The sequence below is a fragment of the Ruegeria sp. AI3 genome (assembly GCF_056541245.1).
Genome location: NZ_JBQFYA010000001.1, coordinates 305,442 through 318,450, shown reverse-complemented (window position 1 = coordinate 318,450; position 13,009 = coordinate 305,442). Strand labels below are relative to the sequence as shown.

Annotated in this window: 12 protein-coding genes; 2 read left to right on the top strand and 10 right to left on the bottom strand. The window is 59.6% G+C overall.

From position 1 onward, the window contains the following. Positions 1 to 45 precede the first annotated feature (45 nt). The gene (locus tag ACRZ95_RS01575; protein WP_170373819.1) at positions 46 to 744 is read right to left on the bottom strand and encodes a corrinoid protein; all 699 of its coding nucleotides are present in this window, start codon (positions 742 to 744) and stop codon (positions 46 to 48) included. 255 nt (positions 745 to 999) lie between these two features. On the opposite strand from ACRZ95_RS01575, the gene ACRZ95_RS01570 reads away from it, so the two are divergent. After that, positions 1,000 to 2,067 (top strand): PA0069 family radical SAM protein, encoded by a 1,068-nt coding sequence (locus tag ACRZ95_RS01570; RefSeq protein ID WP_480554412.1) that lies wholly within the window; start codon positions 1,000 to 1,002, stop codon positions 2,065 to 2,067. A gap of 8 nt (positions 2,068 to 2,075) precedes the next feature. Here ACRZ95_RS01570 and ACRZ95_RS01565 read toward each other — a convergent pair whose 3' ends face one another. From ACRZ95_RS01565 to gltX, 3 genes are all read right to left on the bottom strand, one after another. After that, positions 2,076 to 2,969, bottom strand: a complete 894-nt coding sequence (locus ACRZ95_RS01565) for an autotransporter outer membrane beta-barrel domain-containing protein (RefSeq protein ID WP_480554410.1) — start codon at positions 2,967 to 2,969, stop codon at positions 2,076 to 2,078. A 229-nt stretch (positions 2,970 to 3,198) separates the two neighbouring features. After that, a complete protein-coding gene (gene gltA / locus ACRZ95_RS01560) occupies positions 3,199 to 4,494 on the bottom strand; it encodes a citrate synthase (protein WP_170676126.1) in 1,296 nt (431 codons plus the stop codon). Positions 4,495 to 4,618: 124 nt separating this feature from the next. After that, complete coding sequence (gene gltX, locus ACRZ95_RS01555) at positions 4,619 to 6,019, bottom strand: glutamate--tRNA ligase (RefSeq protein WP_170676125.1); 1,401 nt, start codon at positions 6,017 to 6,019, stop codon at positions 4,619 to 4,621. 78 nt (positions 6,020 to 6,097) lie between these two features. Between gltX and ACRZ95_RS01550 the strand changes: the two genes are divergently transcribed. Beyond that, entirely contained in the window at positions 6,098 to 8,149 is a 2,052-nt protein-coding gene (locus ACRZ95_RS01550) for a ComEC/Rec2 family competence protein (protein WP_170676124.1), read from the top strand. Here the strand turns inward: ACRZ95_RS01550 and lexA are convergent. From lexA to ACRZ95_RS01520, 6 genes are all read right to left on the bottom strand, one after another. Beyond that, the gene (gene lexA / locus ACRZ95_RS01545) at positions 8,143 to 8,841 is read right to left on the bottom strand and encodes a transcriptional repressor LexA (RefSeq protein WP_170548481.1); all 699 of its coding nucleotides are present in this window, start codon (positions 8,839 to 8,841) and stop codon (positions 8,143 to 8,145) included. The genes ACRZ95_RS01550 and lexA overlap by 7 nt on opposite strands. Positions 8,842 to 8,919: 78 nt before the next feature. Next, positions 8,920 to 10,092, bottom strand: coding sequence for a molybdopterin molybdotransferase MoeA (locus tag ACRZ95_RS01540; protein WP_170676123.1), 1,173 nt, complete (start codon positions 10,090 to 10,092; stop codon positions 8,920 to 8,922). Continuing rightward, entirely contained in the window at positions 10,089 to 10,562 is a 474-nt protein-coding gene (gene moaC / locus ACRZ95_RS01535) for a cyclic pyranopterin monophosphate synthase MoaC (RefSeq protein WP_170676122.1), read from the bottom strand. The genes ACRZ95_RS01540 and moaC overlap by 4 nt, the downstream gene beginning before the upstream one ends. After that, on the bottom strand, positions 10,562 to 11,374 hold the full coding sequence (gene trpC / locus ACRZ95_RS01530) for an indole-3-glycerol phosphate synthase TrpC (RefSeq protein ID WP_170676121.1): 813 nt from the start codon (positions 11,372 to 11,374) through the stop codon (positions 10,562 to 10,564). Before trpC ends, moaC begins: the two co-directional genes overlap by 1 nt. Further along, complete coding sequence (gene trpD / locus ACRZ95_RS01525) at positions 11,371 to 12,390, bottom strand: anthranilate phosphoribosyltransferase (RefSeq protein ID WP_170676120.1); 1,020 nt, start codon at positions 12,388 to 12,390, stop codon at positions 11,371 to 11,373. The genes trpC and trpD overlap by 4 nt, the downstream gene beginning before the upstream one ends. Then, positions 12,387 to 12,968 (bottom strand): aminodeoxychorismate/anthranilate synthase component II, encoded by a 582-nt coding sequence (locus tag ACRZ95_RS01520; protein WP_170659780.1) that lies wholly within the window; start codon positions 12,966 to 12,968, stop codon positions 12,387 to 12,389. The genes trpD and ACRZ95_RS01520 overlap by 4 nt, the downstream gene beginning before the upstream one ends. Positions 12,969 to 13,009: the final 41 nt, after the last annotated feature.

Here is a 13,009-nt window from a genome sequence, read left to right as displayed (position 1 = left end):
GGCCGCCCGAAATCGAGCGGCCCTTTCAGAACAGAAACGGTGTTCTTATCCCGCCAGCTGGTTGTGCTTGCGCGAGACGAAGTCCTTAGCGGTCTCAACAGCCACAGCCGCGTCACGGCAATATGCGTCAGCGCCGATGGCTTTGCCGAACTCTTCGTTCAGCGGTGCGCCGCCGACCAGAACGATGTAGTCATCGCGAACGCCTTGCTCGACCAGCGTGTCGATCACAACCTTCATGTAAGGCATGGTCGTGGTCAGCAGGGCCGACATGCCCAGGATGTCGGGCTGTTCGTTTTCCAGCGCTTCCAGGTAGTTCTCGACCGGGTTGTTGATGCCGATGTCTACAACTTCGAAGCCAGCGCCTTCCATCATCATCGAAACAAGGTTCTTGCCGATGTCGTGGATGTCGCCCTTCACGGTGCCGATGACCATCTTGCCCACGCGCGGTGCGCCTGTTTCAGCCAGCAGAGGCTTCAGGATCGCCATACCGCCCTTCATGGCGTTGGCGGCCAGCAGAACCTCGGGCACGAACAGGATACCGTCGCGGAAGTCGTGGCCAACCACGGTCATGCCGCCGACCAGAGCTTTGGTCAGGATGTCGTAGGGGGTCCAGCCGCGCTCGAGAAGGATGTTGGTGCCTTCTTCGATCTCTTCTTTCAAGCCGTCGTAGAGATCGTCGAACATCTGTTCAACAAGCTCTTCGTCGTTCAGTTCGGACAGGATGATGTCTTCTTCGTCGGACATGGGGTGTTTTCCTGAGCTGTGCGGACCCTTGGTCCGGGGTGGCATTTTTTTCGTTTTGGCCAAAACGTCGCAGATTTACTGTGACGATTGCGACCTCGGCGGTTTCGGGACCGACGTTTATGTCAAAAATCGGCATCGGGCGACAGAATAATATGCATGATCATCCTGTGTCTGGCTCAGGTTAGCTAAAACAGGGGGTGGTTGCCTCGCGTTCAGTATTCGCTTACCTATAGTATGAGAACGTATGGTGAACAAATGCAACCTCAAACCAATATCCGCGCTCGGGGGACCGCATCCAACGACGCGGGTCGCTTTGAAAAACTTGCCACGGTCCAAACGGATGACGGCTGGGACATCGAAGAAGACCAACCGCTTCTGAGGACCGAGGTCCGGGACGAGGTGGCGCGCAGTGTGATCACCTATAATCGCTCTCCCGACCTGCCGTTCGACCGCTCGATCAACCCGTATCGGGGGTGCGAACATGGCTGCGTTTATTGCTTTGCGCGGCCCAGTCATGCCTACCTTGGACTGTCGGCAGGGCTGGATTTTGAGACCCGTTTGACCGCGCGTGGCAATGCAGCCGAGGTACTGCGCAAGGAATTGTCCGCACGGTCCTACAAAGTCGCGCCGATTGCCTTGGGCACCAACACCGACCCTTATCAACCCGTTGAAAAAGAACGCGGGATCACGCGGGCCTGTCTTGAGGTTCTGAGGGATTTCAACCACCCCGTAGCGATCGTGACCAAAGGGACCCTGATCGAGAGGGATCTGGATATTCTTGCCCCCATGGCCGCGCAGGGTCTAGTTCGGGTCGGGATATCCCTAACAACCTTGGACGCGGGCCTCTCTCGCCGGATGGAGCCGCGCGCGCCGTCTCCCAAACGGCGGCTGGAGGTCATTCGACGTCTCACCGGGGCAGGGGTGCCGGTGCGGGTAATGACCTCGCCCGTTGTGCTCGGGCTAACCGATCATGAACTGGAGGCTCTGCTGGAGGCCGGGCATGAGGCCGGTGCCGACACCGCGAGCTGGATCATGTTGCGCCTACCCCGAGAGGTTTCGGTGCTGTGGCAGGACTGGCTGGCCGAACATGAACCCGCGCGGGCCGAAAAGGTCATGACGCGGCTGCGCGAGATGCATGGAGGTCGCGACTATGACCCGCGCTGGGGTCACCGGATGCGGGGAGAAGGCGAGTATGCCGAATTGATCTCAAAGCGCTTCAAGGTAGCCGTTAAACGTTTGGGCCTGAAGGTGAAGTCCGACGAACTGCGTCGCGATCTTTTCGCAAAACCTGCGCAGCCGGGCGATCAGATGAGCCTGTTTTAGGTCGCGCGTCAGAAACTGATACCGATCCCGGCTGTGAACCCGTTGACCGTGTCGCTGCCATAGTAGCGGACCATGATCCGTGTGGTACTCACCCATGGCACCCAGGTGTCGGACAGATCAACCTCGATCCCGCCGCCGACGCGGGCCAGCCAATCTGTGCCCAGAACAATCGACTGATCCCCGGCCAGGTAAGAGATAGACAGATCCCCGACCCAACGTACCGGTCGGCCAAACATCCGACCGCCTGTCGGAAACCGGTACCGTGACCAAAGCACTGCATTTGCAGCCGTCGATTGCACGAGGAGGTCTTCGTCGTCACCAATGGGCCAGTATTCGATATGCGTGTAGCGAAGGCTCATCTCGAACTCTCGGTCATTGGTCAGAGGGCGTGCGTAATCCAGCGTCAGCGAACCGCCCGCACCTCCGGCCCAGAGACCGCCGCTTTCGAGGAAATCAGCTTCTATGCCAAGCCGCTCGGCGATCACTTGAGCGGCGACTGACGTGTCAGATTGGGTGCGCCCGATCGAGATATGCGCCATGGGCGTCAGTTTCCATCGCTCTCCCAAGTCAAATTGGTAGCCGATACCGCCTGTTACAGCGGCGCTTGTCCATTTGAGTGGCAACGTGGTGGTCTCGCCGGAGCCAGAGAAGAACAGGACCGGGTCATAGCGCGCATAGCCGATATAGCCTTCAAGGTAGATGGGTACGCCTTCGCTCAGCCGAAAGCCCCCGCCCAATTGCGCGGATTTGAAGTCGTACTCGCGGTTTCCCGTGTTCGATTGCAGCGAGATCGCACTGGCTGAGTCATCAGGGATGCCAGCAAGGCCTAAAATCGCCAGAGAACCCGCCGCGTTTTCGCGCTGGACCTGTTTGAAAATGTCCTCAAGAATCCCTTGCGCCAAGCCAGACGCCGGAAAGGCAAAGAACGCCAGAAAGGCTATTTGAAGGAACCGACATACCATCGCAACACAGGGTTTCTACAATTTCACGAGACCATATCCATGGTCTTAGGCTGAGAGAAGCAGGTGCAAAAACCGACGGGGCAAGTGACGCAGCGCTACAACAACTCAGGATCAAAAAAGGCCCCGGAGAACGTCCGGAGCCTTGGTTCTGTTTGGTTTGACGCGCGGTTCAGCGCTTTTCGATATCCACGTAGTCGCGGAGTGTTTCGCCTAGATACAGCTGACGCGGGCGGCCAATCTTGTTCTGAGGATCGGCGATCATCTCTTTCCACTGGCTAACCCAGCCAACAGTGCGCGACAGGGCGAAGATCGGTGTGAACATCGAGGTTGGGAAGCCCATCGCCTCGAGGATGATGCCCGAATAGAAGTCCACGTTCGGGAACAGCTTTTTCTCGGCGAAATACGGATCTTCCAGCGCCTGTTTTTCCAGCGCTTTTGCGACCTGAAGCTTGGGGTTGTTTTCGACACCCAGCAGATCCAACACTTCATCCGCCGATTGCTTCATGACCTTCGCACGCGGATCGAAGTTTTTGTAAACCCGGTGACCGAAGCCCATCAGGCGGAACGGATCGTTCTTGTCCTTGGCGCGGGCTATGTATTCGGGGATACGATCGACGGTGCCGATCTCTTCCAGCATCTCAAGGCAAGCCTGGTTCGCACCACCATGCGCCGGACCCCAGAGGCAGGCGATACCGGCGGCGATACAGGCAAACGGGTTCGCACCCGAAGACGATGCCAGACGCACGGTCGAGGTCGAGGCGTTCTGTTCGTGATCCGCGTGCAAGGTAAAGATGCGATCCATCGCACGGCTGAGGATCGGGTTCACCTCATACTCTTCGGCCGGAACGCTGAAGCACATGCGCAGGAAGTTCGACGCATAGTCCAGATCGTTGCGCGGATACACGAAGGGCTGACCTGTGTGGTATTTGTAGGCCCAGGCCGCAATCGTCGGCATCTTGGCGATCAGGCGGTGCGAGGCGACCTCACGCTGATGCGGGTCCGAGATGTCGGTCGAATCGTGATAGAAGGCCGACATCGCGCCGACAACACCGACCATGATGGCCATCGGGTGCGCGTCGCGACGGAAGCCGCGGTAGAAATATTGCATCTGCTCGTGCAGCATGGTGTGACGCGTGATCGTGGATTCGAATGTTTCGAGATCGTTCGCGCCCGGCAGTTCTCCGTAAAGAAGCAGGTAGCAGACTTCGAGGAAGTGGGATTTCTCGGCCAGCTGATCAATCGGATAGCCGCGGTGCAGCAGCTCACCTTTGTCGCCGTCGATATAGGTGATGGTGCTGTCGCAGCTGGCAGTCGAAGTAAAGCCGGGATCGTAGGTGAACACACCTGCCTGACCGTAAAGCTTGCGAATATCGACAACATCAGGCCCGGCAGTTGGAGAGTGAACGGGCAACTCATACTCTTTGCCATGGACGGTCAGAGTTGCTGTCTTATTGCTATCAGTCATGGTTGTCCCTTCTTCATTTGTGCGCAGGTCAGTTCATTGCCCTGACCTGCGGGCAATGGCTGCGCGCGGGCGCGCAGCCCGGGTGTGTTAGCGGTGCAGCGTTACCCGAATATGAAGATTGGGTTTAATCCGCTGCTTCAGAAAGCCGCGCCAGGGTTTCATCGCGCCCCAGCACAAGCATCATGTCAAAAACCGAAGGAGTGACTGCCCGACCCGCCAATGCCGCCCGAAGCGGGCCTGCCAGCTTACCGAACTTGACCTCCTTTGCTTCTGCAAAGGAATTCAGAGCCTCCTCCAGCTCGTTCCGGGACCAGCTAGCATTTTGCAGCTGCGGCGTCAATTCACTCAGTATACCATCGGATACAGATGACAGCGCCTTTTGGGCTTTCTCATCGCACTCGATGGGGCGCGAGGTCAGTACAAAATACGCTTTTTCAAGCAGTTCCGGGAAAGTCCGAGCGCGGTCCTTGAGACAATACATCGCGCTTTCCAGATCACTGGATTGTGTTTCTGAGAGAGGTGGCAGGTCGGCCGCCGCCAAGTAGGCTTCGATTTCACGCCGCAGCGCAGCATCATCTGAGATCGCAATATGCTGGCCGCACAGGTTCTCGAGCTTTTTCAGATCGAACCGCGCCGGGCTTTTGCCGATTCCGCCCAGATCGAACCATTCTTTGGCCTGTTCATCGGTAAAGAACTCGTCGTCGCCGTGGCTCCAGCCGAGCCGGGCCAGATAGTTGCGCATCCCTGCGGCGGGGTAGCCCATCGCCTGATATTCCTGCGCGCCGAGGGCCCCGTGACGTTTCGACAGCTTCTTGCCGTCGGGCCCGTGTATCAGTGGGATATGGGCCCAGACCGGAACATCCCAGCCCATCGCCTCGTAGATCATCATCTGGCGCGCAGCGTTGTTCAGGTGATCGTCACCCCGGATCACATGGGTCACCCCCATGTCGTGGTCATCCACCACAACCGCGAGCATATAGACCGGTGTCCCATCCGAGCGCAGCAGAATCATGTCGTCCAACTGGTCGTTCCGGATGGTAACGTCACCCTGCACTTGGTCACGGATCACGGTGGCACCGTCTTGCGGGGCCTTGATGCGGATCACGAAGGGCATATCCGGATGCGTGGCCGGATCAGCATCGCGCCACGGGCTGCGGAACAGGGTCGATTTACCCTCGGCCCGCGCCTGCTCACGAAAGGCCGCGATTTCGTCCTGAGTCGAGAAACATTTGTAGGCTTTGCCTTCGGCCAGAAGCTGATGCGCCACCTCGGCGTGGCGCGCAGCCCCTTCGAACTGGCTGATGACATCTCCGTCATGATCCAGACCTAGCCACTCCATCCCTTGCAGGATGGCCGCCGTGGCCTCAGGGGTCGAACGTTCGCGGTCCGTGTCCTCAATCCGCAACAGGAACTTACCGCCGCGTCCACGCGCATAGAGCCAGTTGAACAGCGCAGTGCGCGCGCCGCCAATGTGAAGAAAACCGGTAGGCGAAGGGGCGAAACGGGTGACGACCTGATCGGACATTGTGTTGATTAACCTTTTGGTAACCGCGATGGGCTTAGCTTGGCGCCTGTCTAACGAGCCTCAAGGACGGGGGCAACCATGCGCGTTCTCGCACAGATCCGGTTGGCGCTGCTGAACCAGATCGGGTTTTTGTTTCCGTGGTCTCCGGTGTGTTTGGCCCTTGGGATCGGTCTCTATTTCGGATTGCGGTTCGAACCTGAGGGGCCTTTGTACCTGGGTTTGGCCGTCGCAGGTTTGGCTTTGATCGGCTTGGGTCGTGTGTTGCCCGCCGGATGGGGCGCGTTGGCAATCGGGGGGGCGCTGGTGGCGGCTGGCTTTCTGCTGGCAGGTGCCCGCGCCCACATGGTGGCGGAACCGGTTCTGTCGTGGCGATACTATGGCCCTGTCGAGGGGAGGGTCGTTGCCATGGACCGCTCCGCCTCGGATGCGCTGCGATTGACGTTGGATCAGGTGCGGGTAGGGGACGTGCCAGAGCACCGACGTCCGCAGCGCATCCGTCTTTCCGTTCATTCCCAGGTCGGGCCCATCGCGCCGGGACAACGGATCATGACCACGGCGCATCTGTCCCCGCCGCAAGGCCCTGTCGAGCCCGGAGGGTTCGATTTCCGTCGTCACGCCTGGTTTCAGGGACTGGGTGCCGTTGGGTACACCCGGGTACCGGTGATGACCATCGCGCCGCCGCAGGACGCGGTGAAGGGCGTTCGGGTCACGGCCATTCGCATGGCAATCTCAGACCACGTGCGGGCCCATCTTCCGGGTGAGGTCGGCGGGTTCGCAGCCGCTGTTACAACAGGCGACCGCAGCGGCATGGGGCAGGACACGCTCGATGCGCTGCGCGCGTCAAATCTAGCGCATCTGTTGGCGATATCGGGCCTGCATATGGGGCTTCTGACCGGGTTTGTCTTCATGGTCTGCCGCGTTGGATTGTCTGCAATCCCCGCGCTGGCCCTCCGTGTACCCGTCCGCAAACTCGCCGCTGGATGTGCGTTGTTGGCCGCCGTTATTTACCTGATGCTGTCCGGCGGCAATGTCGCGACCGAACGGGCCTTTGTCATGGTCAGCGTCATGTTCGGAGCAGTTCTGATCGACCGGCGCGCCATTTCGCTGAGGGCCGTCGCGGTGGCTGCATTGATCGTGTTGACCCTTCGCCCCGAAACCCTGCTCAGCCCCGGCTTTCAAATGTCTTTCGCGGCGACCACCGCTCTGGTCGCTGTGTTCGGAGCGCTGCGTGATTTTGGGCCGATGCCGGGGCCGAAATGGTCCAAAGCCGCTATTGGCCTTCTGATGTCCTCTGCCATCGCGGGCCTTGCAACCGCACCTATCGGAGCTGCGCATTTCAATACGATGTCGCATTACGGCCTGCTGGCCAATCTGCTTTCCGTGCCGGTCATGGGGTTCATCGTCGTGCCCGCAGCCGTTGTCTCGGCGCTGTTGGCACCTTTCGGGCTGGAGTGGATCGCGCTTGAGGTCATGGGGCTTGGACTGCGTTGGATATTAATGATCGCGAACTGGGTGTCCGGGTTGGACGGATCTCAGGGCTATGTGGTCGGCCCGCCATGGTTTGTTCTGCCCATGATCGCGTTAGGGGCGCTTTGGCTGGCTTTGTGGCAGGGCCGTGCGCGATGGGTCGGGGTGGCTCCGGTGGTCGTGGCTTTCGCGCTTTGGACCTCGGACAGTCGGCCTGAGGTTCTGATCGCCGAATCCGGTGGGCTGGTCGGCGTCTTGACCAGAGAGGGCCGCGCGCTCAGCAAAGAAAAGGGCAGTGGATTCGTGGCCACGGTCTGGCTTGAGAATGACGGAGACGGTCTGACGCAAGGGCAGGCGGCCAGTCGATGGCCTGGCAATGCGGATCGGGTTCAAAGGATCGCTCTAACCGGGGCCGAGGTGATCCACCTCACCGGCAAACGCGCGGCGCTTGAGTTTGACGAATGCAAAACCGGTCAGATCATTGTGTCTTCGGTCGATCTGAAACTTAGTGGAGGTTGCACCATCTTCGACCCGGACCGGCTGTATGAAACCGGAAGCCTGTCAATTTCAGGCGGGAAAATGACCTCAAGCGCCGACATATCCGGCAACCGGCTGTGGTCCCCGAAAGCCACGGGGACCCGCGCGAAAACGGACAATCAGTAGGTCCGGATCAACCCGACCAGACGGCCCTGAACCTTGACCTTTTCCTGCGGTAGAACGCGGGTTTCATAGGCGGGGTTCGCGGCCTCCAGCGCAATGGCTTTGCCACGGCGGAAGAACCGTTTCAGCGTCGCCTCCTGATCCTCGACGAGAGCAACAACGATATCGCCATTGTCTGCGGTTGAGGTTTCGCGGATCACCACAACATCGCCGTCGTTGATCCCGGCGTCGATCATCGAATCTCCGCGGACCTCAAGCGCGTAATGCGACCCTTGACCCGAGACCATCGGGCCGGGCACCGCCACGCGGTGTGAGACATGGCTGATCGCCTCGATCGGCACACCGGCTGCGATCCGGCCCATAACCGGCAGTTCCATCGCGTCGACCGAAACCGGCTCGAAATTGGCAGGGCGCGGGCCTTCGGGCTTGTCGCCCTCGATCACGCGGGGGGTGAAGCCCGCCGTGGGCTCTCCGCCTAAGCTCTCTGGAAGTTTGACAATCTCAATCGCGCGGGCGCGGTGCGCCAGACGCCGGATAAAGCCGCGTTCTTCAAGCGCTGTGATCAGTCGGTGGATGCCGGATTTGGATCGAAGGTCCAACGCCGCCTTCATTTCGTCAAAGCTGGGCGGAACGCCGTCTGCTTGTACGCGTTTGTGGATGAATTCCAGCAAATCCAGCTGCTTCTTGGTCAGCATCGCTCATACCTCGTCGCTTATGCGTTTGCATTTGTTCTACGCATGTTCACGTTTTGTGTCAACGATTTTGAGGATGTTCTACAGCGGCAGGTACTGAACTTTGGCCCCTACGGGCAAGGCCGGATCCTGAGGCGGGCGCATCAGCAGAGCATTGGCGTCGGCCAGAACGCTCAGCAAAGAACTGTCCTGATCCGCGCAGGCCCGAATGCCGTTTTCATCGAAAACAGCGCGCATGTAGTGTTCACGCGGACCATTGGCTGCAAGCGGTTCCGTCAATACGGTCGTTTTGAACGGGTTGAGAATGGCCTCCAGCCCCAGCATCCGCCGTACCAGAGGAACAAGGAACAAATAGCCGCAAACCATTGCGCTCACAGGGTTTCCAGGCAGTCCGACCATCGCTGCATCCCCCATGCGACCCGCCATCAGAGGTTTTCCGGGTCGCATACGGATTTTGTAGAAGGACCTATCCATGCCCAACGCCTCGGAGACGTCAGAAACAAGATCATAGTCGCCGACAGAGGCGCCTCCGATCGTGACCACCAGATCCGCACCTTTGGCCAGCCCAAAGGCGGTTTCCAGCGACGATGCGGTATCCCGCGCGATGGGGAGGATGCGAACATGCGCGCCCTCACGCTCCAACAGCGCCTTCAGGCCGAACGTATTGGACGCGATGATCTGATCCGGACCCGGAACCTCTCCGGGCATCACCAACTCATCCCCGGTCGAGATCAACGCGATCTGAGGTTTCCGCGTCACGGGGACCTGAGGGATATTCATCGCCGCCATAAGCGCCATATCCTCGGGGCGGATCACGCGCGGGGCGGTGATTGTGGTGCCCTTTGTGAAGTCAATGCCCGCCGGTCGGATGTTGGTCTTTTGGCCGGGATCGTCGCTGATGGTGATCAGGTCGCCCTTACGATCAACATCTTCCTGAATCACAACGAAATCAGCACCTTCCGGCACCGGCGCGCCGGTGAATATCCGCACGGCCTGACCCGGACCCACCACGCCGTCAAAGCGGTTTCCGGCTGCCGATTCACCCACCAGTTTGAACATGGCGTGCAATTCGACCTCGGCCGCTTTGACTGCATAGCCATCCATGGATGAGGCCGCGAAAGGCGGTTGATCGCGCGTTGCGCTCACGTCCTGCGACAGGACACGACCTGCGGCCTCGGCCAGAAGGACGGTTTCTACGGGAAGGGTCTCAACCAGATCAAAAAGCAGGGCGCGGGCGTCTTCGACAGTGATCATGTCGCTTCGTAACGCCCTGATTTACCGCCGTCTTTCAACAACAAGCGAATGCCGCCGATCTCCATCGCTTTGTCGACCGCCTTGGTCATGTCATAGACCGTCAGCGCCGCTGTCGAGACGGCGGTCAGGGCCTCCATCTCAACGCCTGTCTGGCCCGAGGTCTTGACGGTCGCCTCAATCTGAACGCCGGGCAGGTCGGGATCAAGCGTCAACTCGACCGCGACCTTGGTCACCGGCAGAGGGTGGCAAAGCGGGATCAGGTCCGGAGTTTTCTTGGCCCCAATGATTCCCGCAAGCCGTGCGATACCCAGTACGTCACCTTTCTTGGCGCGACCTTCTGAAATTAAATCAAAGGTTTCTCGGGCCATCTTGATGTGGCCGGCGGCCACGGCCACGCGGTCGGTCACCTCTTTCTCCGAGACATCGACCATATGAGCCTGTCCCTGCGCATCAAAATGGGTGAGAGGCATCACATCACCCCGGGTATCAGCGGGTTGGAGAGGATGTGGCGGGTGGCCGAGGTAACGTCATCCTGCCGCATCAGGCTTTCACCGATCAGAAAGCAGCGCGCGCCGTAACGAGCGATATCCGCCAGATCCTCGGGTGTACCCAAGCCGCTTTCACAGACGATGGTGCGATCTCCAGGCACCAACTTGGACAGGCGGCGCGTTGTATCCAGAGTGGTCTCGAAGGTCTTGAGATTGCGGTTATTTATCCCGATCAGCGGGCTCTTGAGTTCCGTTGCGCGCTCTAACTCTTCCTGATCATGAACCTCGATCAGGACGTCCATGCCCCAGTCAAACGCCGTTTGCTCCAACTCGGCGGCCTGACTGTCCTCGACCGAGGCCATGATGATCAGAATGCAGTCAGCGCCCAAAGCGCGTGCTTCGACCACCTGATAAGGGTCATACATGAAATCCTTGCGCAGCGCAGGCAGGTTGGTCGCGGCACGTGCGGCGGTCAGGTATTCCTTGGCACCTTGGAAACTGGGCGTATCCGTCAAAACCGACAAACAAGCCGCACCACCTTCTTCATAGGCCTTCGCCAGAAGCGGCGGATCAAAGTCGGGACGGATCAAACCTTTGGACGGGCTGGCCTTTTTCACCTCGGCAATCAGGCCATAGCCAGACCGGGCGGCTTTACGCAGAGCTTCGGCAAAGCCGCGAACCTCGGGTGCGCTCCTGGCTTCGCTTTCAAGCTCATCCAGGGATTTTTGCGCCTTGTCCGCTTCGATTTCTTCCAGCTTGTAGGCTTTGATTTTGTCCAGAACGGTCTCGGTCATGCAGCTTCCTGTGTGATCCGCGCTAGTGCGGTAACTTTTTCTTTTGCTTTGCCACTGTCGATGCTTTCAGCAGCCATTTCAACACCTTCGCGCAGATCTGACGCGGCATCAGCCACGACCAGAGCGGCCGCCGCGTTCAACAGCGTCGCATCGCGGTAGGCCGAGGGCGCGCCGTCGAGCAGAGCGCGGAACGCGACGGCGTTGTCTTCGGGTGCGCCGCCGACGATGTCTTCGAACGGATGGACGGGCAGGCCAGCATCTTCGGGATGCAGTTCGACCTCCTTGATGCGGTCGTCTTCCAAAGCGGCGACCCAGCTGATGCCGGTGATTGTCAGTTCATCCGTGCCGTCTGAACCATGTACCAGCCACGCGCGCTCGGACCCCAGCAGACCCAGCGTTTCGGCCATAGGACGGATCAGCTCGCGCGTGAAGGCACCGGTTAGCTGACGCTTCACGCCTGCAGGGTTGGTCAATGGCCCGAGAATGTTGAAGATCGTGCGGGTTCCAAGCTCTTGTCGCGAGGGCATGACATGAGCGATCGCAGGGTGATGCATGGGGGCCATCATGAAGCAGATACCGGCTTCATTCAGCGCCTTTTCAACCACTTGAGGGCCGACCATCACGTTGATCCCCATCTGCGACTGCAGATCAGCGGTCCCCGATTTCGAGCTGAGATTGCGGTTGCCGTGTTTGGCGACCGTCACACCGGCCCCGGCAGTCACAAAGGCCGTCGCGGTGGAGATATTGAGGGTGTGCTTGCCGTCACCGCCCGTTCCGACGATGTCCATCGCGCCGTCGGGTGCGTTCACCGCATTACATTTGGCGCGCATCACGGCGGCGGCGGCGGCGTACTCCTCGACCGTCTCGCCACGCGTGCGCATCGCCATCAACAGACCGCCAATCTGGCTGGGCGTGGCTTCGCCGTCGAAGAGGATGGCAAAGGCCTGCTCGGCCTCGGCACGGGTCAAGGGGCGGTCGGCGGACGCTCCGATCAGCGGTTTCAGGGCGTCGCTCATGCGGGGACTTTCAACTCTTGCAGGAAGTTCTTTAGCAGGGCGTGGCCATGCTCGGAAGCGATGGATTCCGGGTGGAACTGGACGCCGTGGATGGGCAGCTCTTTGTGTTGCAGACCCATGATGGTGCCGTCTTCCAGCTCTGCCGTGATCTCGAGGCAGTTGGGTAGGCTCTCGCGTTCAACCACCAGCGAGTGATAGCGCGTGGCCTCAAAGGGTGAAGGAAGCCCGGCGAAAACACCTTTGCCGGTGTGGTTCATGGTGCCCATCTTGCCATGCACGATCTCATGGCAGCGCACGACCTTGCCGCCAAAGGATTGCCCGATGGTCTGATGCCCCAGGCAGACACCCAAAAGCGGAGTTTTGGTTTCGGCCGCAGCTTCGGTCAGGGCAAGACAGATGCCCGCCTGATCCGGGTCGCAGGGTCCGGGGCTCAGCAGGATACCGGCGGGATTCATCGCCATGGCCTCTTGCACGTCCAGCGCATCATTTCGGCGAATGACCATTTCGGCCCCAAGTTCGCCCAGATAATGCACCAGGTTGTAGGTAAACGAGTCGTAGTTGTCGATCAGCAGCAGCATTTGGCACTTGTCTTCGCTTGGGCATTTCAGGCTGGCGATGC

Coding starts and splice junctions, on each gene's coding strand:
- gltA (WP_170676126.1), bottom strand. CDS start 4,494: ATGACTGATAGCAATAAGACAGCAACTCTGACCGTCCATGGCAAAGAG.
- ACRZ95_RS01570 (WP_480554412.1), top strand. CDS start 1,000: ATGCAACCTCAAACCAATATCCGCGCTCGGGGGACCGCATCCAACGAC.
- moaC (WP_170676122.1), bottom strand. CDS start 10,562: ATGCCTCTCACCCATTTTGATGCGCAGGGACAGGCTCATATGGTCGAT.
- ACRZ95_RS01575 (WP_170373819.1), bottom strand. CDS start 744: ATGTCCGACGAAGAAGACATCATCCTGTCCGAACTGAACGACGAAGAG.
- trpC (WP_170676121.1), bottom strand. CDS start 11,374: ATGACCGAGACCGTTCTGGACAAAATCAAAGCCTACAAGCTGGAAGAA.
- ACRZ95_RS01520 (WP_170659780.1), bottom strand. CDS start 12,968: ATGCTGCTGCTGATCGACAACTACGACTCGTTTACCTACAACCTGGTG.
- ACRZ95_RS01540 (WP_170676123.1), bottom strand. CDS start 10,092: ATGATCACTGTCGAAGACGCCCGCGCCCTGCTTTTTGATCTGGTTGAG.
- gltX (WP_170676125.1), bottom strand. CDS start 6,019: ATGTCCGATCAGGTCGTCACCCGTTTCGCCCCTTCGCCTACCGGTTTT.
- trpD (WP_170676120.1), bottom strand. CDS start 12,390: ATGAGCGACGCCCTGAAACCGCTGATCGGAGCGTCCGCCGACCGCCCC.
- ACRZ95_RS01550 (WP_170676124.1), top strand. CDS start 6,098: ATGCGCGTTCTCGCACAGATCCGGTTGGCGCTGCTGAACCAGATCGGG.
- lexA (WP_170548481.1), bottom strand. CDS start 8,841: ATGCTGACCAAGAAGCAGCTGGATTTGCTGGAATTCATCCACAAACGC.